At 41.7% G+C, this 20,522-nt stretch carries 20 protein-coding genes; 7 read left to right on the top strand and 13 right to left on the bottom strand.

Annotated features, from left to right (window positions below; all coding sequences use genetic code 11):
• Positions 1–7: 7 nt before the first annotated feature.
• Positions 8–631: an FxsA family protein gene (locus ACT3SX_RS02840; protein ID WP_192518300.1), complete on the bottom strand. Its 624-nt coding sequence runs from the start codon at positions 629–631 to the stop codon at positions 8–10.
• Positions 632–890: 259 nt separating this feature from the next.
• Between ACT3SX_RS02840 and ruvC the strand changes: the two genes are divergently transcribed.
• A complete protein-coding gene (ruvC, locus tag ACT3SX_RS02835; protein ID WP_192518299.1) occupies positions 891–1,475 on the top strand; it encodes a crossover junction endodeoxyribonuclease RuvC in 585 nt (194 codons plus the stop codon).
• A gap of 121 nt (positions 1,476–1,596) precedes the next feature.
• On the opposite strand, the gene ACT3SX_RS02830 is transcribed toward ruvC, so the two are convergent.
• The 5 genes from ACT3SX_RS02830 to ACT3SX_RS02810 form a co-directional block, all read right to left on the bottom strand.
• Positions 1,597–2,547 (bottom strand): META domain-containing protein, encoded by a 951-nt coding sequence (locus ACT3SX_RS02830; protein WP_192518298.1) that lies wholly within the window; start codon positions 2,545–2,547, stop codon positions 1,597–1,599.
• A gap of 302 nt (positions 2,548–2,849) precedes the next feature.
• Positions 2,850–3,512 (bottom strand): glutathione S-transferase family protein, encoded by a 663-nt coding sequence (locus ACT3SX_RS02825; RefSeq protein ID WP_192518297.1) that lies wholly within the window; start codon positions 3,510–3,512, stop codon positions 2,850–2,852.
• Between the two features lie 225 nt (positions 3,513–3,737).
• A complete protein-coding gene (locus ACT3SX_RS02820) occupies positions 3,738–4,376 on the bottom strand; it encodes a peroxiredoxin (RefSeq protein WP_192518296.1) in 639 nt (212 codons plus the stop codon).
• Between the two features lie 249 nt (positions 4,377–4,625).
• Positions 4,626–5,402, bottom strand: coding sequence for a phospholipase D family protein (locus ACT3SX_RS02815; protein WP_192518295.1), 777 nt, complete (start codon positions 5,400–5,402; stop codon positions 4,626–4,628).
• Positions 5,403–5,538: 136 nt separating this feature from the next.
• Complete coding sequence (locus tag ACT3SX_RS02810; RefSeq protein WP_192518294.1) at positions 5,539–7,278, bottom strand: glutamine--tRNA ligase/YqeY domain fusion protein; 1,740 nt, start codon at positions 7,276–7,278, stop codon at positions 5,539–5,541.
• 275 nt (positions 7,279–7,553) lie between these two features.
• Here ACT3SX_RS02810 and ACT3SX_RS02805 point away from each other — a divergent pair, with 275 nt between their 5' ends.
• Entirely contained in the window at positions 7,554–8,069 is a 516-nt protein-coding gene (locus ACT3SX_RS02805; RefSeq protein WP_192518293.1) for a peptidylprolyl isomerase, read from the top strand.
• A 102-nt stretch (positions 8,070–8,171) separates the two neighbouring features.
• On the top strand, positions 8,172–9,026 hold the full coding sequence (locus ACT3SX_RS02800) for a UDP-2,3-diacylglucosamine diphosphatase (RefSeq protein ID WP_192518292.1): 855 nt from the start codon (positions 8,172–8,174) through the stop codon (positions 9,024–9,026).
• Between the two features lie 107 nt (positions 9,027–9,133).
• Here ACT3SX_RS02800 and orn read toward each other — a convergent pair whose 3' ends face one another.
• Positions 9,134–9,721, bottom strand: coding sequence for an oligoribonuclease (orn, locus tag ACT3SX_RS02795; protein ID WP_192518291.1), 588 nt, complete (start codon positions 9,719–9,721; stop codon positions 9,134–9,136).
• 239 nt (positions 9,722–9,960) lie between these two features.
• Between orn and rsgA the strand changes: the two genes are divergently transcribed.
• The 4 genes from rsgA (at position 9,961) to secB (ending at position 12,925) form a co-directional block, all read left to right on the top strand.
• Positions 9,961–11,064 (top strand): ribosome small subunit-dependent GTPase A, encoded by a 1,104-nt coding sequence (gene rsgA, locus ACT3SX_RS02790; RefSeq protein WP_192518290.1) that lies wholly within the window; start codon positions 9,961–9,963, stop codon positions 11,062–11,064.
• A 139-nt stretch (positions 11,065–11,203) separates the two neighbouring features.
• Positions 11,204–11,665, top strand: a complete 462-nt coding sequence (locus ACT3SX_RS02785; RefSeq protein WP_192518289.1) for a rhodanese-like domain-containing protein — start codon at positions 11,204–11,206, stop codon at positions 11,663–11,665.
• A 397-nt stretch (positions 11,666–12,062) separates the two neighbouring features.
• A complete protein-coding gene (grxC, locus tag ACT3SX_RS02780; RefSeq protein ID WP_192518288.1) occupies positions 12,063–12,326 on the top strand; it encodes a glutaredoxin 3 in 264 nt (87 codons plus the stop codon).
• Between the two features lie 143 nt (positions 12,327–12,469).
• Complete coding sequence (gene secB, locus ACT3SX_RS02775) at positions 12,470–12,925, top strand: protein-export chaperone SecB (protein ID WP_192518317.1); 456 nt, start codon at positions 12,470–12,472, stop codon at positions 12,923–12,925.
• Between the two features lie 214 nt (positions 12,926–13,139).
• On the opposite strand, the gene adk is transcribed toward secB, so the two are convergent.
• The 6 genes from adk to ACT3SX_RS02745 form a co-directional block, all read right to left on the bottom strand.
• Complete coding sequence (adk, locus tag ACT3SX_RS02770) at positions 13,140–13,793, bottom strand: adenylate kinase (protein WP_192518316.1); 654 nt, start codon at positions 13,791–13,793, stop codon at positions 13,140–13,142.
• A 252-nt stretch (positions 13,794–14,045) separates the two neighbouring features.
• Entirely contained in the window at positions 14,046–15,326 is a 1,281-nt protein-coding gene (gene ccmI, locus ACT3SX_RS02765) for a c-type cytochrome biogenesis protein CcmI (RefSeq protein WP_442070006.1), read from the bottom strand.
• The gene (locus ACT3SX_RS02760; RefSeq protein WP_192518315.1) at positions 15,323–15,871 is read right to left on the bottom strand and encodes a cytochrome c-type biogenesis protein; all 549 of its coding nucleotides are present in this window, start codon (positions 15,869–15,871) and stop codon (positions 15,323–15,325) included. Before ACT3SX_RS02760 ends, ccmI begins: the two co-directional genes overlap by 4 nt.
• Before the next feature lie 11 nt (positions 15,872–15,882).
• Positions 15,883–16,533 (bottom strand): DsbE family thiol:disulfide interchange protein, encoded by a 651-nt coding sequence (locus ACT3SX_RS02755; protein WP_192518286.1) that lies wholly within the window; start codon positions 16,531–16,533, stop codon positions 15,883–15,885.
• A gap of 1 nt (position 16,534) precedes the next feature.
• A complete protein-coding gene (locus ACT3SX_RS02750) occupies positions 16,535–18,565 on the bottom strand; it encodes a heme lyase CcmF/NrfE family subunit (RefSeq protein WP_192991704.1) in 2,031 nt (676 codons plus the stop codon).
• 239 nt (positions 18,566–18,804) lie between these two features.
• Positions 18,805–20,139, bottom strand: coding sequence for a hypothetical protein (locus ACT3SX_RS02745; RefSeq protein WP_192991703.1), 1,335 nt, complete (start codon positions 20,137–20,139; stop codon positions 18,805–18,807).
• Positions 20,140–20,522 lie beyond the last annotated feature (383 nt).

The following is a 20,522-nucleotide window of genomic DNA, read 5'->3' as shown; positions in this document are numbered from 1 at the left end:
TTAATGATTATTCATCATTGGCAGATTTAGTGATTTTTTTCACGTCTTTAGGAATGTTTTTGGCAGTACCATCTACAGTTGTGTGTTGTTTAAAAACATCACCAAACGGGTTTTGTTGTTGCTGACCAAACGGGTTCTGTCCGTTCATACCACCTGCTCCACCAAATGGGTTTTGACCACCCATACCGCCGAACGGGTTTTGTCCACCGCCCATTTGCCCACCCATCTGCTTGGCCATCATTTCCATCATTTTTTGCTGATTGTTCATGACGTAATTATTGGCAAAGTCTTTAAGCTTCTTTTGCACTGGTGGTAATATAACTAGTAACGCGAGAAAATCACTGAGCACACCAGGAATTAGGAGTAAAATACCCGCTGCTGCCATCGCCACGCTTTTAATCATGGTCGATTCTTGCGGACGCATTGATGGGTTCATCATGCCACCAGCTTTCATCTGCTGTGCCATTGGATTGAGTGCTGCCATTCCTTTACGGATGAGTGAAATACCAATGACTGCAGCAACGATAAACCACATGAACACCCACCAGCCGCTCATAAATTGAGCAAGCAAATACCATAGTAGCATCTCGATAATAAACCAAACGATGGCAATACCAACTATCTGACCCATAAAGTGTCGTCCTTTAAAATAAAAATCAATAAATTGAGTGCCATGCAAATTAAGATGGCTAACATATGATGTATATGGGGATTGATTGCTATACTATCAAACTATAGGCTCATTTTTAAGTCATATAGTCGGTACAATATAATTTGGATACAAGCAAGTTGAGTAAAAGCACTGCGAGTAGTAGTGCTGGACAAATCGTATTCTATATCCAATTTATATAAGATTGAACCCAAAACAAAATGTAAAAAAACGGAGTACTATGGCCATTATTATCGGAATTGATCCAGGCTCGCGCATGACGGGTTATGGTATCGTTCATCAAACCGGCGACAAATTGATATATATCGATGCGGGCACTATCCGTACAGATACCAAAGAGATGCCTGAGCGACTTAAGCGTATTTTTAATGGCTTAACACGAATTACCCAACATCATTTGAAATATACTGACGAGCCTATTTACACCGCTATTGAGCAGGTGTTTATGGCTGAAAATCCAGACTCTGCACTTAAGCTTGGACAAGCACGAGGTGCAGCGATTGCTGCTATGGTAGCATTGGACTTGGAAGTCTCAGAGTATACCGCACGTCAGATTAAACAAGCCGTTTGTGGTTATGGTGCAGCAGCAAAAGAACAAGTACAGGAAATGGTTTGCCGGATATTATCTTTAGACGTGATACCGCAACAAGATGCAGCTGATGGACTTGCCTGCGCTATTTGTCATGCACATTCAAGCCATTCGATGAATAAATTGCTACTGAACAGCGCTATGCGTGGACGCGGTGCTTCCAAGAAAAAAGGCCGCTGGCGTTTGACCGAAGAAGATTTAGGTAATCTACGTTAAATATAGACAACCATAAAAAAACACGCGTCTATATGGCGCGTGTTTTGATTTGAACGGCAAACTTAGTAAAGGTTAAAACTAATACGTTTGACCGAAACATTCATATGATCTAGACTTAAAACTATTCCGCTACCGAGCTTTGAATAACTGCGTCCAAGACATAAGCGTATTCTTCACCTGATGCACTGCCTTTTGTTCCATCACTGTTACTTAGTCGATAACGCTGTAGACGTAATACTTCATCATGCTTGCTATCATGCTGGTAGCCATCGATCTCACCAGTAAATACACTCCATTCGCCTTCACTGACCTTAATACCCTGATTATTATAAGTAATCGGTTTAACTCGTAAGCACGTCGGTGCGTCACTGTCTGCGCACGGTACCATATCAGCACTTACCGCCCAAAATACTGCCTCACCTTTGCTATTATACTTAGCTTGTGGTGTGAGTTTGCCTTCCCAAACCAAAGTAGCCGAGTCGTTAGTTACTTGCGTCAGTATTGGTGTATCATCTTTAAAAACATCACTACCTGTCGCAAAAACAAGTTGACTATTGCCTTGCATCAGCTGACTTAAGCTGTTTTCGGCCTTATCAAGATCGCCACAAGACATCTTGGTACTCATGCTGTCTTCAATAGTTAAGGCAGAACCTTGCAGCTGATACACAGCACTCATAGTGTTACAGCCGACACTATAGTTTAAGGTGTTTTGACCTTGGTGTTGATTGAATGACAAACGTACTTGGTTAGTGATTTGCATCAATGTATCTAATGGTTGATCGCTACTATCGGCTGCAGATATGAGCGTCCAACGATAACGTGAAAGATTGTGAATCATGGCTTCTTCAGCACTCATCTCTTTCACCGTTGCTTGATCTTCTCCAACCATAACGTTAGATATGATGTCACCATCCATATTATCTGTATTTCTCGTGACTGCGTTAGCATTATCTACTGCCATATTTTCACTGGGTGTAGACGAGCCTTGACAGGCACTTAGTGCCACATTGGCTGCCAACAAGCTGGACACACAGATCAAACTAACAGGTCGTTTTTTAACAGACGATGTCATAACAGTCATACCTTGTAGCTATTCGTATGCATCATAATTATCCTTTTCTTACAAGTCTAAACAATTGATGACATAAAATTAATATATGGCATCAACCTAATATATAGTGTAAATACCTGCATACTATAGCGCTAGTGACTGTTTTGGTTGTAACAAAGTGTTCGATTTTATAGTTTCATAGTAACTGCCATTCTGACTACTATTTTTCCATATACCGTCATAAAAAAGCCTTGAATAGTTGATGCTACTATCAACCACCAAGGCTAACGATGATAAGTCACTTGTTAATTTTGACGTTTTATCTATGCATCTTTGTGAGCAAGTTTGGCTTTTGCCATATTTTTAATACTAAAGCGCTCATTCATCATTTGATAAAAACGAGCCAAATTTTTGCCCTGCTCATTAGGATCTACTTTCAGCACTTTTCCAAAATCTAAACCGATATATAGGACGATATCAGCAAAACTCAATTGCTCACCAACCAGATACTCACGGCCTTCTAAGATGTTTTCAAAATACGCGAGTGTTTTGACCCCTCGTGCGATAGATGGTGTGACAAACTCTGGCACTTGCTCAACACGTTGGGCTTTTGCAGGATTACTGTGCTGAAATGCCAACATAAAGTTATACAAGACTTCAAACTCTGCAATACGGCGCATAGAGCACACTTGGGCGCGTTGTATGACATCATTACCCATCACTGAGCGCTCACCATAAACACGATCTAGGTATTCGCAAACGGCCTGTGAATCATTGAGTACTGTGCCATCACCTAATACCAACACTGGCACGGTTCGCATCGGATTTATTTGGGTAAACTCATCTGAATTCTGCTCATTAGCAGCGAAATCAATATCAATGACGTCGATATCATCAATATCATCAACGTCAATACCTTTTGATGCTAATAAGATAAGTGCCTTGCGTGGGTTTGGTGCGGTACGGGTTACGTATAATTTTTTCATGACAAACTCCTTGTAAGTTGGACTCAAAGCGACTCAGCGCTGATAGACTTTGTTATGGTTATCGTACTATAGCGTATAGTTCAGAATACCAATACGCTATATAACAGTTATAGCCTACTATGCTCATCATAGCAAAACCTAATAATGCTTGTTATATAAATAGTAAAAAGCCCCATAACATTACGTTACAGGGCTTATTATTTTTAATGACAGGACTGCTCCACCTTATTTATTTGGTGAAGGTGTGGTACGTAGATAAGGTTTAACCTCTGTATAACCTTTAGGATATTTAGCAGCAATGTCTTCATTCTTAACACTTGGTGGAATAATCACATCATCACCATCTTTCCAATCTACTGGTGTTGCAATATTGTATTCATCAGACAGTTGTAGCGCGTCAATAACACGAAGAATCTCATCAAAGTTACGACCACAGCTAGCTGGGTAGGTTAAAATCAAACGAATTTTTTTGCTTGGATCAATGATAAACACGCTACGTACGGTATGAGTACTATCGGCATTTGGATGCATCATGTCGTATAGCTCGGCGACTTCTTTGTTTGGATCGGCGATGATTGGAAAGTTCAAGTCAGTACCTTGAGTCTCACCGATGTCTTTTGCCCAAGCATGATGATCGTCTATACCATCGACTGAGATGCAGATTGGTTTAACACCACGCTTTTGGAATTCGCCATTCAGTGCAGCAGCGCGGCCAAGCTCAGTGGTACAAACTGGCGTGAAGTCAGCTGGATGCGAGAAGAAAACAACCCAGTTATCACCTGCCCAATCATGGAAGCTAATATCGCCATCTGTCGTCGTTGCGTCAAAATTTGGTGCGGTATCGCCTAAACGTAAATGTGCCATGCTTTATTCCTTATTATGTTTGTTAATCAGTTCGTTTGTTAACGAGTTAGTGATGAGTGCTAGTATCCAAAGATATCCACACTCTCTATTATTATCAACGTACTCTGTTAGATACTACACAATAATGCAAAGTACGTCAGCAAAAACTTCATCCTATATTATCAAACTGTTTATTACTGTCTTGTGATGGATTGTAATGCAGTTATTCCATTTTTTACCAACCAAATTAGTATATACCGAGACAATCTGTTACACCACCATCCCTGCATCCCACAAGCAGAATTCCCCGAACTTCCCTCTCTTGCTTATGCCACTGGCTGATCGTCCTGCGTCTGTTAAGACCAACTCGCCTTCTTTCTCTTGCAGATAACCAGCTGCCAATAACTTGTTATTTAATTCTTGTGTTTTGTAGCCCAACTCTTTCGCAAGCTTAGCTGTCGTTAATTTAGAATAGTTTGGTGTCGCCGACTCTGTGCTAGATTTCGCTGTTGTATTAGTATTAGTATTAGTATTAGTATTGGTATTCGCCGTAGAGTTGCTAGAGGTGACTTTGTCATCGTTTCCACCGTCAGATGCACTGACTTTTTCAAGAGACATTCGCACCTCCTCGCTAATACGAATAATACGCTGTGCTTCTTCATAGGTATCGGCGTAGAGTTTAGCGTCCTCATTACGATAAATGAGTACCCCCATTTCATTGTTATTGACTTGGCTAAACTCATAAAGGTTCAAACTGGTAATAATGCACTCATTTTCATTCAAGTAGCATTTGGCATGTAGATTCTTACAAAAACTGGTACGAATAAAGGTCAGGTTTTTAAGCCAGTTAATTTCTTCAGGATGTAGATCATTCTTACCATAAACAATTCTAATATCAATTTTCAGACGATTGCGATCTTCCAATAGCTCTTTAATACGTTCATTAAGCTTTAAATATGGACTGATAATAACCAGTCTATCAGAGGCATTTTTGATTAACTCTTCTAAGTGATAAGTCGTCCCACTGCTGTTTAAAAACTTTGCCATTTTTTATCCTCAATTTCTACTATTACAATTTATACCTATCCACAAAAAAACCCACCTCTAGCGTACTAGAAATGGGTATATTTGCAAACTACTATTGTTTAGTCTTGCCTTAAATAAAAGTTATTTATACTGCCCATTAAGCAGGCTTATAACTATCACGTAAGCTAACAATTTGATTAAAGACCGGTTTATCCTTGCTGTGGTCTTCGCTATCAGAGATAAAGTAACCTTCACGCTCAAACTGGAAACGCGTACCAGCATCAGCATTGGCAAGTGATGGCTCAACCACCGCACTGAGTTCAATCAACGAATTAGGATTCAATGCTTGATGGACGTCAGCAACGCTGCTTGGATCTTCAACACTAAATAACTGATCGTACATGCGTACCGTTGCTGGCACGCCTTGACTGGCTGATACCCAGTGAATGACACCTTTAACCTTACGACCTTCAGGATTGCTGCCCAAGGTAGTTGGGTCAATCGTGGCTTTTAGCTCGACCACATTGCCAGATTCATCAGTAATATGCTCAGTCACGGCCAATACATAAGTATTACGTAGGCGAATTTCAGGTTTTTCGGGTGACAAGCGCTTGTAGCCTGCTGGCGGTACAATTTCGTAATCACCTTGATCGATATAGATGGTCTCAGTGAACGGGATTTCACGCTCGCCCATATCGACATTAGGATGCTTTGGCTGCGTGAGCCATAAAGTCTGCGAATCATCATCAAAGCGTGCAATGACGCTATCGGCTTTTTGTGACTCCCAGCTGCTAACCGCTTCCGCAAAGTTTGTAATCGTCACTTTTAACGGCTTTAGTACCGCCATACCACGTGCAGTCGTCGTCTCCAATGATTGACGAATACTAAACTCTAATAAACGAAAATCAACCACACTATCTACTTTTGTCACGCCCACACGTTCACAAAAATCACGTAAACCCTCTGGTGTATAGCCACGACGCCGCATGCCAGCGATGGTTGGCATACGTGGATCATCCCAACCGCTAACAATACTTTCGTCAACCAACTGCTTAAGTTTGCGTTTACTGGTCAACGTATGATCCACATTCAAGCGGCTGAACTCGTACTGGTGCGGCGGCGTGGCAAAACCAACTTTTTCAATGACCCAATCATAGAACGGGCGATGGTCTTCAAACTCTAATGTACACAATGAATGAGTAATACCCTCAAGTGCATCAGAGAGCGGATGGGCAAAATCATACATCGGATAGATGCACCATTTGTCACCAGTCTGATGATGCGCTTGGTGCATGACGCGGTAGATGACAGGATCACGCATGTTCATGTTGGGGCTTGCCATGTCAATCTTGGCACGTAACACAGCCTTGCCCTCAGCGTACTCACCCGCTTTCATATCATTGAAGAGCGCTAAGTTTTCTTCAACGCTAGCGTCACGATGTGGTGATGGCGTGCCAGCCTCATTAAATGAGCCGCGATTTTCTTTCATTTGTTCAGGTGATTGCAAGTCGACATAGGCATCACCCTGCTCAATCAGTTGTACTGCCCAAGCATGCAACTGGTCAAAATAGCCTGACGCATGATGTGCTTCACCTGCCCACTCAAACCCAAGCCATTTAACATCATTTTCGATATTATCGATAAAGTCTTGCTTTTCTGCTGTCGGATTGGTGTCATCAAAACGCAAATTACACACACCATCAAACTCTTCAGCCACACCAAAATTTAAACAGATAGACTTTACATGACCCAAATGCAAGTAGCCGTTTGGCTCAGGTGGAAAACGCGTCACGATTTGTTGCTGTTTTTGCGCATTGACATCGTCACGAATGATATTACGAATAAAATCGTTTTTTTGTTCGTCTTTTTGTGCATTGTTGCTTGAGTTATCACTCATCGGGCATTGCTCCTAACGCAAATTATCAGTTCACGATGCGTGCCATCACACATCATGGAATATTCAAACCAAACCATTAAAAACAGGTCATCAAAAAATTATAATAAAAAGGGATAAAGTTGCGTTATTCTATCAGCTTTTGCAAAGGCATTAACAGCCTGATACATGACACAGACTAAAAAAGCCGTTAGACTAGCCATAACTTTTTAACCACCAACTTTTAGCCACCACTTGACAGCGTCACTTGAGGCGCTGCAACCAACAAGGAATATCACATGGTAGACATGCCACCAGTAGTAGAACTAGATACCAATATGGGTGCGATCGTTATCGAACTCAATGCAGAAAAAGCACCAAAAACCGTAGAAAACTTTTTGAACTATGTAAAATCTGGTCAATATAACGGTACGATTTTTCATCGCATCATTGATGGCTTCATGATTCAAGGCGGCGGAATGGACGCTGAAATGAACGAAAAACCAACCAATGCGCCAATTGAAAACGAAGCTGACAACGGTCTAAAGAACGATGCTGGTACGATTGCGATGGCACGTACACAAGACCCGCATTCAGCGACTAGCCAGTTCTTTATAAACGTAAAAGACAATGGCTTCTTAAATCACACTGGCAAAAACATGCAAGGTTGGGGCTACACCGTATTTGGTAAAGTCACTAGCGGTATGGATGTGATTGAAAAAATGAAAGGCGTTCCTACTGGTCGTTTCGGCATGCATGCTGATGTACCAAAAGAGCCAGTAGTGATCAACTCAGCGACTATTGTCTCTCAATAGTAATTGACAGTTAATTATTATTTGATAGATATTATTCAGTAAGCACTTATTCAGAGAGTATTTCAAAAAACACACTCTTATAAGTTACGAGGATAAGGATAAATGCAAAGTTTTGACCACCTAATTACAACCCGCCCTCATGAGGTGCGACAAGTATTGATTAGCGATTTGCATTTATCGCCTGAAGAGCCTGCCTTAGTGCAGGCTTTTTTGGCACTGCTTGATGATTGTCTTGCCTTACCTAAGCTAAAACGCTTATTTATCTTGGGTGATTGGTTCGAAGTATGGCTAGGTGATGACGTTTACTTATCATTATCAGAGGATGAGCGCCAGAACCACTGGCTCACTACGATTATCTTGAAGTTAAAAGCACTGCGAGTAGCTGGCTGTGAGATTTTAGTGATGCATGGCAATCGTGATTTCTTATTAGATCAACCGTTTTGCAACCTCTTCGGTGGTCAGCTTATTTATGAGCCATACACCCTAAATGTCGGGCAGCAAAGTTATCGCTTAGAGCATGGCGATGCGCTCTGTACCGATGATAAGAAATATCAGTTTTTTCGCAAAATAATGCGCAATCGTTTGACTCAATGGTATTTGCTCAATAAATCATTAAAGAAACGCTTGGCTATCGCTGAAAAAATGCGCCAAAAAAGCCAGCAAAACAATGCCAAAAAAGCCACTCATATTATGGATGTCAACGAGGACGCCGTGATACAAGCAATCACTGATAGTGATGCTCTATTACATGGGCACACACATCGTCCAGACATTCATCAGGCGACTGCTGATAAGAAACGTTATGTCTTAGGCGATTGGCGATTGTTAGACAAGGATACACGCCAGCCAAAAGTCAGTGCGGTGATTGGCGCAGTGACAGGCAACGAAAATACACATGATAGCTTTAGTAGTAATAATGCTGAATTTGAATTGGTTGAGTTTAAAACACTCGTTTGATATATGTTTTAAGTGTACTTCAGATATATAAAAGGGTCAGCTCACTTATGAGTTGACCCTTTTTACCATTTTGTCACTGTTAGCTTGTATCTAAAACGCTTTATGTTTTAAGGAATTAACTTAAAAAAGTGCTGACGATAATGCTTTAGCTCACGAATAGAGTCGCGAATATCATCTAACGCTAAGTGACTACCACCTTTTTCAAAGTTTCGTAAAATATCAGGGCGCCAGCGGAAACACAACTCTTTGATTGATGAGACATCGAGATTACGATAATGGAAAAAACGTTCAAGCTCTGGCATTTGACGTGCCATAAAACGGCGATCTTGGCAAATTGAGTTGCCACACATTGGTGATCTACCACTATCGACCCATTTATTTAAAAACTTAATGGTCTCTGCTTCTGCTTCTGCCAATGTCACCGTACTACGGCGCACACGATCGACCAACCCTGACTGACCATGTTGCTTGGTATTCCAGTCATCCATCTTATTTAAGACTTGGTCCGATACTTTGATAGCAAACACAGGGCCTTCAGCAAGTATGTTCAAATCTTCGTCAGTTACGACAGTAGCAATCTCGATAATCTCATCGTTTAGGGTATCGAGTCCGGTCATTTCTAGGTCAATCCATACCAGCCCTTTTTTGCCTTGGTTTTTGATTTTAATCTTATTGGGATGGTCATCGGTACTCATATTTTATCCTATGGTAAATAAATTTTGGCACAACATTGGCTCAACGTTGGCGCAATTCTAACTAGATAAACCATCTATAAATGGTCATGCTCAAATGATATTATTTTGCGCTTACCAATTTATAATGCGTTTAAAAATTAAAACATTACAAAACCACCGTCTGGTATAGGCGCTTTAGGCTGTATGTTAGCAAATTTTCACGCTACACTTAGCAATATTTTTTTAATAGGTCAAAACCCATGGCATTAATCAGGCAGCGCAAACTGACCAAACAGCAGATTCGTCGCATCGATAAACAACAATTGGACAGTCAAGACAGTATCGATGACAGTTTGATGGATGGCGTGGTCATGGCGCATTATGGCAAACAACTGGAAGTACAGGTCACTAGCTTGCCAGCTGTGATACCCGTACAGCCAGAGATTGCCCCTGACGATCCTGAACCGTTTTGGCAGACGCTTGAATTAAATGATATCTGGCGCTGTCACGTACGTACCAACCTGCCAATGTTGGCAGCAGGTGATCAAGTACGCTGGACTGCGGACTCTAATACAGGTTTTGGACGTATCGAGTCCGTCAAACCACGTAGCTCGCTTGTGTCGCGTCCTGATCGCTATCATAAGCTCAAACCCGTCGCCGCCAATGTTGATATTTTGGCCATTGTTTTTGCCCCATTGCCTGCTGCCGCGCCAACGCTTATTGATCGTTATTTAGTCGTTTGTCATCACGCTGGTGTAAAGCCGTTATTGGTGCTCAATAAAGCCGATCTACTGGCGCAAGAAAACGGCGTAGATACCAATGAACTACTAGCGCAGTATGCCGCACTCGGTTATGAGAGCGTGCTCACGTCAGTAGACTGTCCTGAAAATATTGCAGACAGCACTGACCAGCAAGGACTTGATGAACTAAAGCACTATATAGATAAAAAGCTGGTTATCTTTGCTGGTCAGTCTGGCGTCGGTAAAAGCAGCCTAATTAATGCACTATTGCCAAAGTCAGCACAGAGCGTCAATATTATTTCTGAGAACTCAAAACTCGGTCAGCACACCACGACGACCAGCCGTTTACTACCTTTTCACCCAAATGATTTGACCCAAGGCGGTATCGTCGATACCCCTGGTATCCGTGAGTATGGTATTTGGCACTTAAGTCCTGACGATATTATCTCAGGCTTCATAGAGCTTGCACCACTCGCAGGTGATTGCCAGTTCCGGGATTGTCGTCATACTCATAACAGTAAAGGTTGTGCGTTATGGCAAGCAGTGGCTAACGGTGACGTATTACAGCGCCGTGTCGAAAACCTTGTCACTCTCAGAGAAGAAGCAGATACCAAGCCTTATTAAGGTCTTATTAACGCTTAACTGCTAGGTTGTCTATCGCACGTTTACTCTGGATGGTCTAATCGGTATAATAGCGCCTTGTTCAATATCGTTAGGCTGATATCTCAGCTTAATAGAACACTTATTTTCTTGGAGGTATGGTTTGGAACGTGCGCTGGATTTTTTGGGCAATCACCCGTTTTTATTTGGTATATTAGCCGTACTTGCCGTCATGTTTTTTACGATTGAAAGCAAACGTAGCGGCAAAAAAATATCGCCCAACACTCTTGGTATGATGGTGAACTCGCAAAATGCGCAGCTTATCGACATTCGTGAAAAAAAGAAGTTTGAGTCAGGCTATATTCAAGGTAGCCGCAACATACCTTTTACTGTGCTAAAAGATCGCCTAGAAGAAATTCGTGCGATAGAACAGCCAGTAATCATTGTATGTGATATAGGCGTGCAAGCAGGCGCTGCAATCCAGATGATCGGTAAAGATGATGTCTACCGTTTAGAAGGTGGTGTCGGTGGCTGGAAATCCTCAGGCATGCCACTGGTGGAGTTAAAAGATACTAAGTCAAAAAGTAAAGGCAAAAATAAAGCCAAACCCAGCTTACATAAGTAGAGTAGCCTTCTACCAGTATCAATTATTAGCAGTGGATTGGTAATAACAATTAAAAAGACACCTTATCAATGGGTGTCTTTTTTTTGTGATATTTATGCTCACCTGCCGTACTTTTATGCGACAACATCTTGAATTCGCGATGCTCATCCCCACTGTAGTAATAAGCGGCACAAAATATATTTACCCTTTACACTAACCCTAAAAATACCATTAGCCGTATCAAAATTGTCTAGTCTACCATGTGTAGTATTTACACCCATTTTGCTTGCTGAACTCATTTTTGTGAATGGCATTACTTATGGATGACATATTATAACAAGGCGTAAACTATGATAGTTTACCAAACTAATTATAATTAACCCCTTGCCTCATACACACTTATAAATAAGGATTTACCATGACTGTATCTGTTAAAGTATATACTACGCCTATTTGCCCATACTGTACAAATGCCAAAAAAATATTACAAAATAAAGGCGTAGATTATGAAGAGATTGGTATGCACGACATAAGCAGAGAAGAGCGCCAAGCATTAATGAAAAAAACCAATAACTATCGTACTGTGCCACAAATCTTCATTGGCGATACCTTTGTTGGTGGTTTTGATGAACTCAATCAAATGAACCAACAAGGTAAACTAGACGAGCTATTAGCAGGTTAATCCGTTACTTTACCGTCTTCAACTATTATAAAGATAGATAGTGAAACTGGTGATAAAAATATCGAGATGAAATATCCAAATTCAGTCTCGATTTATATTACAATTATATTTTCTTAATTATTTGATTCAATTTTAGAGGAATTATTATGGCTGAAGAACAAGCACAACCACAATTGGCACTAGAGCGTATTTACGTAAAAGACATGTCACTTGAAGTGCCAGGTGCTGGCGTATTTACCAAAGAGTGGAACCCAGAGCTTGATATCAACCTGTCTAGCAACGCAGAAAAGCTTGATGATGATCATTATCAAATCATTTTGACCGTGAGCGTTACCGCAAAAAATGCTGAAGAGCCAGCGTTTATCGCTGAAGTTCATCAAGCAGGTATTTTCTTATTGAAAGATATTCCAGAAGACCAAATTGGTCAAATCCTAGGTGCCTACTGCCCTAATGTGCTATTCCCATATGCTCGTGAGGTCATCAGTGACATCGTCACACGTGGTAGCTTCCCACAACTACTACTTGCCCCTGTAAACTTTGATCAAGCTTACGCGCAAAGCCAGCAGCAAGCACAAGTCGGTGCGCAGGGTAACGCTTAGATCTTGGATTGATAATATATCAAGATAACAGCATCTAAAAGCCGTTGACTTATTATGCATGAGTTAGCGGCTTTTTTGTGCTCTGTTATTTGTGCTTTGTTAGACACCTATTCTTTATAGAAACAACCTTTTTTATCACTAGGTATAAAAAAACCCTGCCAATAAATAATGGGCAGGGTCTGCGCTAGCGTCATCAATCATCTAAAATGAATGATTAGCCTTTTAGTGCTGATAAAATTTGTTGCTTCACATCATCGATACCTTGCGTACCATCAAATTTATCATAGTTAGGCGCATCAGCACCTTCTTTTGCTTTGTCTTGATAAAAACCAACCAAAGCTGATGTCTGCTCATGATAAGTCGCTAAGCGATCACGAATAGTGGCTTCTTTATCATCTTCGCGCTGAATTAATTCTTCACCAGTGACATCATCTAAACCTTCTTGTTTAGGTGGATTATGATGGATATGATAGACGCGACCTGAGCCTGGATGCTGGCGGCGACCAGACAGACGGTTAACGATTTCGTCATCAGGAACACTAATCTCGACCACATGATTAATGGCAACACCTGCATCTGCAAGCGCTTGAGCTTGTGGAATCGTACGTGGGAAACCATCAAAGATACAGCCATTTACGCAATCAGGCTTGGCGATACGTTCTTTCACTAAGTTAATAATGAGGTCGTCAGAAACTAAGCCACCAGCATTCATGATATCTTTGGCTTTTTTACCCAGCTCGCTACCCTCTTTGATCGCTGCACGCAGCATATCACCTGTTGAAATTTGCGGGATATCATATTCCTTCGAAATGAATTGGGCTTGAGTGCCTTTACCTGCGCCTGGTGGGCCTAGCAAAATAATACGCATCATTATACGATTCTCCTCTTAATAGATAGGATTTTGGGACTAATACAACGTTGGGATTGAACGTTGGGATTGGTTGTTTGCAAAGCTACCTTACCTTGTGGCTTTGCAAAGCTCAAGTACTTTAATTATTTGCGATGATACGTGACCATGACTTATCTGTTCATATAACACAGTTGCACGATACTATATCTGGCGATAGCGCTTATATTATAGAGTCTCACAGCAAAACAAACCTACAATAGACTGAGTGTATCATGGGATTTGTTGACTAATTTCTACATTGACCTCAGTTTGCTCAGGACCAATAACAACAGGGTTTCCTGACAAATCTCCTGTCTCTGCAGTGGCTGTACCACTATGGCTAATACGTGCGATGACGGCTAACTGAACTTTATCATCTCGCGCAGATTTTAACGTACGTTCAGGCATCATCGCATCTAAATCGCTTAGGCTAATATTGGCTTCGCCCTGCTTAATAACGCTAATTGGTAAGCGCTTAGCTGCAAATGGTGGTCCACCATTAACATCTCGTATCGCCACAAACAACACGTCATCACCCTTGACTAAAGGTAACAAGCTAGCACTTACCTTCACAGTAACTTCAACCCCTTCAGACGCTTGCGCACGCTGATTAGCTACGCTAGCACTTAACTCATCTAAACTTGCCAGTGCTTGGGTATGGTCACCTGGTTTGGCAGAAATACTGTCACGTAGACGCGTAATCCAACCTTGTGCTTCATCAAAATTACTACTACGAGCCTCACCCATTGCCATGAGCATTTGCGCGCCTTCATGACCTGGATTTTTGGCCAACACACCTTCTAATACTCGGCGGCTATTACCATCTAGCTGACCGTTATTAGCAAAAAAGCTAATTTGTGCGTAAGTTGTCGCAATCTCTTCATTTTCTGGTGATAAACGATAAGCACGTGACAACGCTTCTAACGCCGAATCTGTCGCTTCTAATGATAAGAACAACTCAGATAGACGCATCCAGCGATCTGGGTCATCAGCATGACGATATACATTGGTCTGCATAGCACTGATCAGCTGCTGACCATCTTCGACTGCCCAAGCAGGTGGCTGATCAATTTTACCCGTCAACAAATCATCAGCAACTTGAGCAACTTTGTCTTCAGCTGTCCAAAGTTCAAATACAGGTGTACGGTCACCAACCATCAGATAAGACATACCTGTCAATACAGGTACCCAAACAATAATAATCAGTCGACTTTTAATACCAGGTGTAACCATCGGTGTGACATCACGTTGAGCATCTAGCAGCTGACGCTCAAGCTCAAGTTTTTGATTTTGATAATGACTGTCATCAATAGTACCACTATCTTTATCTGTTTTTAGCTCCGCTAAACGCTCGCGAAATACAGCAAGATTAATATCTAACAGCTGATTGTCTATCTGTTCCTGTTGCGAACGAGGCGCTCTTAACCACGGCATGATAACAATCACAGCAAGTATTAAGGCAATAAGTAAACTTATAGAGATAAATAAGCCCACAGTAGAAAATATGGTCATTTTTTGTCCTCGAGACTGGTGATGTCCTGATCTTTCTTATCATTGCTATCAGCACGTGATAACAAGCGATCCAGTTCAGCTTTTTCGGCAGCAGACAGTGCCGTAGCAGTATTATTCGCTGACACGCCACTTTCGCCACTAACAACAAGCTGGCGTCGTTTGCTTTGCCAAAACCAGCCTATCAATAGAATGATGAGCAATAATGGCGGAAAAAACCACAATATCCATGTTGATGGGCGTACAGGTGGCTTATAACTGATAAAATCGCCATAACGTTCTTGCATATAGGCACGTATTTCACCGTCACTACGACCATCTTTTATCAAGTCATAGGTTTTTTGTTTCAGATCTTGAGCAATAGGTGCATCAGAGCCTGCTAAGTTTTGATTCTGACATTTTGGACAGCGTAGCTCTTCTATGAGACCACGATATTGCGCTTCTTGCTGTGGAGAATCAAAATCATAGACTTCAATCGCAGCATAGCTGGTCACACTCAATAGAGCAGCTATAATAAAGCCTGCTAGCGTTAACAACCCTGCCTTCATTTGATGAGCAATCATTTACACGCCTCCTCAATCTGACTTAACTCTGGAGTAACGTCGTTATTATTAGCGTCATTGAGTACCATCAAACAAGGTGTAATACGGCTTTGCCAGTTACTTTCATTAATCTCACCAATAATGTGCTGGCGAATAATACCTTCACCGTCCACAACGAAAGTCTCGGGCGCACCAGTTAAACCTAAATCTAAAGCAAACTGACCGGATAAATCCTGAATAGACATTGAGAAGGGATCGCCACCTCGGTTCAAATACCCCAAAGCATCACCGATTTCATCTTTATAGTTAACGCCTACTATATTGACACCACGTTCTTCTAGCTGCATCAAAAAAGGATGCTCAATGATACAGGTAGGACACCAAGAGCCCCATATGTTCATCAAAAAAGGCTGATTGGGCAAATTCGCGTTGGTCATGATACGACTGGTATCTGACAATAATGGTAGCTCAAAAGTTGGTACTGGACGTTCAAGCGCGGTATTAGTAACAATTTCTGTTGGCTTACCCAGACGCATGTACAGCATAACGACCAATCCGAAGAAAACAATGAGCGGTATTAAAAACCATAACTTAAGTTGCTTTTTGTTTATGGTTTTACTGCTGCTTTTCTTATCGTGCTGATCAGGGGTATGGTTTGATGTACTCATGTTACTTATCCCCCGCTTTCATAGTGGCTGCTTCTAAATCGGCAACAGTCGAAAATCCTGCTTTATTCGCCGCTATTTGTGCAGGCGTCTTGATTTTCTTGATACGATAACGACTATCAAACATGCTCAATAATGCACCAAACGCCATAATCAGCGCGCCGAGCCATATCCAGCGAATGAGCGGTTTAACATAAATGCGTACTGCCCATTCATTACTACCTTCGGCAATAGGCTCACCAAGTGCCACATAAACATCGCGCATCAAACTGGCATCAATGGCGGCTTCGGTCATCGGCATCATACTGATAATATAATTACGTTTGTCAGGGTATAGTGTTGTCACAGCCTCACCATTTTTGGTGATGTCAACTTCAGCTTGCGTGGCATCAAAATTACTGCCTTTGATTTCACTAAAGCCCTTGACGGTAAAGTCATAACCTTGAACATGAACACTATCATTTGGCCCAAGCGCAACATCACGCTCAATGCTCAACGTGCTGGTAAACGCAACACCGATAACCGCCACAATTACACCAACATGAGCGGTCTGCTGACCCCAATAGCTGAGACGTAATTGACGTAAACCTTTGAAGAAACTAGGTGCATTTTTGGTTTTGTCTTTAAAGTCTACTACCATCCAGAACAATACCCAAAAACTAACTGCCAATGTAACACCGATATTGAGCATCGCAGACGGGCTGACAAAATAGGTAATAATCGCTGCCAATACAATACTGCTTGCCGCAATGACCGTACCAGAACCCAATAGCGGGCGGCTGTCTTTTTTCCAGCGAATATTGGACCCCATACCCATTGCGACCAGTATCAACCAAGTCAATGGCACAAACAGCGCATTAAAATACGGAGGACCGACGGATACTTGTCCTAAATTAAAGGAGTCAGCAATAATAGGATATAACGTACCAAGTAAGACGACTAAGGTTGAGATCAACAGGATGACGTTATTGATAACTAAAAAAGACTCACGTGAAATCAATTGATATTGACTTTCAACAGTCAAACGCCAGCCTCGGACAGCAAACATAAATAAGCCGCCACCGATAATCACGCCAAGAATCACAAGGATCACCAGACCACGTGTTGGATCAGCGGCAAACGAATGCACAGAGGTAATCACACCTGAGCGCACAAGAAATGTACCTAGCAAACTGAGCGCAAAAGCAAAAATTGCTAGCATGATGGTCCATGCTTTAAAGACACCACGCTTCTCAGTTACCGCAAGTGAATGTAGTAAAGCAGTACCAGCTAGCCATGGCATCAGTGAGGCGTTCTCTACTGGATCCCAAAACCACCAACCACCCCAGCCTAGCTCATAATAAGCCCACCACGAGCCAAGTGCGATACCGACTGTCAAAAAGCCCCAAGCAGCGAGCGCCCATGGACGCGACCAGCGTGTCCATACCGCATCTAAACGACCTTCCCACAATGCAGCCATGCAAAAAGCAAATGGCACGACCAGGCCCACATAACCCATATACAACATAGGCGGATGAATAATCAAACCGAAATCTTGTAGCACAGGATTTAGATCCACACCATCAACAGGTAAATTAGGCAATGTACGATCAAATGGCGATGAGGTAAAGATAAGCATCGCTAGCATCATCATCTGCACACCTGCCAAGATAACCAAGACTCGTGCACGCATCGACAATGGTAAACCGCGACTGAAATAAGAGACCAACGCACACCAAGTGGCCATAATAGTCATCCAAAGTAGCAATGAACCTTCATGTCCACCCCACGTTGCTGACAGTTTATAATACCAAGGCAACAATGTATTAGAATGTTGCGTGACATAGACAAGGCTAAAGTCATTGTAATAAAAACCTGCCATCAGTGCGCCAAATGATGTGATCATTGCAGCAAACTGTGCCCATGCTAGGCTTGGTGCTAGACGCTGCCATGCAACATGGTCGCGCATGACGCCAACGGTCGGCAATACCACCTGCAAGATCGCCAACATAAAGGCGGCCAGCAAGGCAAAATAACCCAATTCTGTGATTAACATACGGTCTAACCTTGTTTACCTTAATACGGTCATAGTTTATTTTAGGGATTGGAATTTTAAGACATTTAAAATATCTAGAACATCTAATATTTATGACTGCTGTATGTATGACTGCGATGATTATCGCCACCAGCCTGTGTAATTCGAGACCTTTACAGCATGGTACATTAGCGCCAACTTGTCACATTCTTGTATCCACTCTGTATGTGATGTGTGTAAACAACATAAAAAGATACTTATCATTGAACTGAGGGGAAAAACACTAACACCAGATGCAACCAGCCAGCCAAAAATCCGGTCAACCCACCAAGTACAATCAATGTCATCTCGTCTTCACGGAAAGCTGGACGTAATAAATTTTGAAACTCATTTGGTGTCAGTGCACGAATACGGTCACGAAACAGCCCAAATATTTTACTAGCACGACTTTCATTCAATTCAGGATCACGCAGTGGCACCATTGTTGCTACAATTGACTTATCAATAATCGTATTTTTTAATTGACCGTATTCACGTCGACCTAAACTCACACGCAACGTCGTACTAATAACAGGTGACTCTAATACTGTATATAAATGCGATTTCATCAACTCACGTGTTTGCACGGCACGATCACCATACATCATCTCATTCATGATGTTTTCAAGCGTGACCAAATCTTTTACAACAATCTCAGCAAAAACCTCAGAAACTTCTTCTTGACGCTTCATAAAACCGCCTTGCAAACGATACTTTTCAATACGTGGCAACTGCGGTTTGATAAAGGGGAAATGATTTTGTACAGAAAAAAACTTCACATAGGATATAAAGCGCGGCTCTACTGGATTAAACACCATCCAGATAGCAATCCAGTTGGTGAGAAACCCCCAAATTGCTGCAAAAAATGGTACCGTCCAATGTTGCGGCACTAGCAAAAATATAAACATTTGAGTAATACCAAAGAACAAGCCAATAAAAGCACTAATATGCCAAATAAAATCGATTTCTTTTTGGCCCACTCTTAAAAACATATTAACCATCAAACGACGATCACTCTCCATCGTATTGACAATCATTCGACGCATATCAACCAGGTCTTCGACATGTTGGGTCAAGTCCGTCACTAAAGACTGCATAATACTAGGTAATTCTTGATGCGCTTGGGCATAAACACGGCGTTTGATTGCATAAGGCAAATTACCCCACAGTCCTGGCGAATGATCTAACATGATCTCGTCAATCAGTGCTTCAAGGTTATTATCAACAGTATCCGTGATAAATGTCGCCAGCTGCTTAGGTTCCATCGCCTGAAAAAACTCATCAAGTGAGCCAAGCTTTGATAACGTTTGATCAACGATGACACCTGATATTTTGCCAGCTTTGCGTGGAACAATACCCTGCCAACCAACACCTGGCAACCCAAAAAAAGGTAGATTTGGAATACGAACACCCCAAAATTTAATGGGGTAAAACAGCATTTTTAGTGCCATCCACACATGTATCCATGTGACAAATGCGGTCACAGGAGGAATCGTTAGCATGGCAAAAAATTCTGGGTGTTCAGCTATCGTCTGCCACAATGAAGTTGGGTCCATGATTTATCTTGTCCCTGACAGGTTGATTATCGTTGCTAATATTGTCGTTGCCGATATTGTCTTACTAATAACGTATAACGCGCCGTTTCTAAATTAGAACGCTTTACAAAAACACGCTCTACCCATAATAATTACTATAAAATAAATCGCCTGATTTTAGCATACTTGCTATGTATTAGCACACGCAGACCTTAAGCAAGTTGTGGCTAGAGATGAGATGCTTTATCAGCCTACGCAGATAGAAAAGACCCAAATATAAGCTATCATTGAGATAGCAATAATAAAAGCAAAACAGATAGCAAAATACTGCGTATTCTAACTTGTTCTGTTATAATTTATGATTCAGTAACAACGCATATCTATAGACAAGTTGATTCGTTGTT

Origin of the sequence: Psychrobacter sp. AOP31-B2-9, from assembly GCF_052378005.1 — a bacterium.
Classification (GTDB): domain Bacteria; phylum Pseudomonadota; class Gammaproteobacteria; order Pseudomonadales; family Moraxellaceae; genus Psychrobacter.
The sequence above is the reverse complement of the archived record's forward strand: the minus strand, read 5'-3'. Positions and strand labels throughout refer to the sequence as shown.

What these genes read in the sequence shown, in the direction of transcription:
- ACT3SX_RS02760 (WP_192518315.1), bottom strand. Translation starts at nt 15,871, where the DNA reads ATGAAGGCAGGGTTGTTAACGCTAGCAGGCTTTATTATAGCTGCTCTA.
- ACT3SX_RS02840 (WP_192518300.1), bottom strand. Translation starts at nt 631, where the DNA reads ATGGGTCAGATAGTTGGTATTGCCATCGTTTGGTTTATTATCGAGATG.
- ACT3SX_RS02755 (WP_192518286.1), bottom strand. Translation starts at nt 16,533, where the DNA reads ATGAGTACATCAAACCATACCCCTGATCAGCACGATAAGAAAAGCAGC.
- ACT3SX_RS02820 (WP_192518296.1), bottom strand. Translation starts at nt 4,376, where the DNA reads ATGGCACATTTACGTTTAGGCGATACCGCACCAAATTTTGACGCAACG.
- ACT3SX_RS02750 (WP_192991704.1), bottom strand. Translation starts at nt 18,565, where the DNA reads ATGTTAATCACAGAATTGGGTTATTTTGCCTTGCTGGCCGCCTTTATG.
- ACT3SX_RS02800 (WP_192518292.1), top strand. Translation starts at nt 8,172, where the DNA reads ATGCAAAGTTTTGACCACCTAATTACAACCCGCCCTCATGAGGTGCGA.
- grxC (WP_192518288.1), top strand. Translation starts at nt 12,063, where the DNA reads ATGACTGTATCTGTTAAAGTATATACTACGCCTATTTGCCCATACTGT.
- ACT3SX_RS02815 (WP_192518295.1), bottom strand. Translation starts at nt 5,402, where the DNA reads ATGGCAAAGTTTTTAAACAGCAGTGGGACGACTTATCACTTAGAAGAG.
- rsgA (WP_192518290.1), top strand. Translation starts at nt 9,961, where the DNA reads ATGGCATTAATCAGGCAGCGCAAACTGACCAAACAGCAGATTCGTCGC.
- ACT3SX_RS02825 (WP_192518297.1), bottom strand. Translation starts at nt 3,512, where the DNA reads ATGAAAAAATTATACGTAACCCGTACCGCACCAAACCCACGCAAGGCA.
- ACT3SX_RS02745 (WP_192991703.1), bottom strand. Translation starts at nt 20,139, where the DNA reads ATGGACCCAACTTCATTGTGGCAGACGATAGCTGAACACCCAGAATTT.
- orn (WP_192518291.1), bottom strand. Translation starts at nt 9,721, where the DNA reads ATGAGTACCGATGACCATCCCAATAAGATTAAAATCAAAAACCAAGGC.
- ccmI (WP_442070006.1), bottom strand. Translation starts at nt 15,326, where the DNA reads ATGACCATATTTTCTACTGTGGGCTTATTTATCTCTATAAGTTTACTT.
- adk (WP_192518316.1), bottom strand. Translation starts at nt 13,793, where the DNA reads ATGCGTATTATTTTGCTAGGCCCACCAGGCGCAGGTAAAGGCACTCAA.
- ACT3SX_RS02810 (WP_192518294.1), bottom strand. Translation starts at nt 7,278, where the DNA reads ATGAGTGATAACTCAAGCAACAATGCACAAAAAGACGAACAAAAAAAC.
- ruvC (WP_192518299.1), top strand. Translation starts at nt 891, where the DNA reads ATGGCCATTATTATCGGAATTGATCCAGGCTCGCGCATGACGGGTTAT.
- ACT3SX_RS02830 (WP_192518298.1), bottom strand. Translation starts at nt 2,547, where the DNA reads ATGACATCGTCTGTTAAAAAACGACCTGTTAGTTTGATCTGTGTGTCC.
- ACT3SX_RS02805 (WP_192518293.1), top strand. Translation starts at nt 7,554, where the DNA reads ATGGTAGACATGCCACCAGTAGTAGAACTAGATACCAATATGGGTGCG.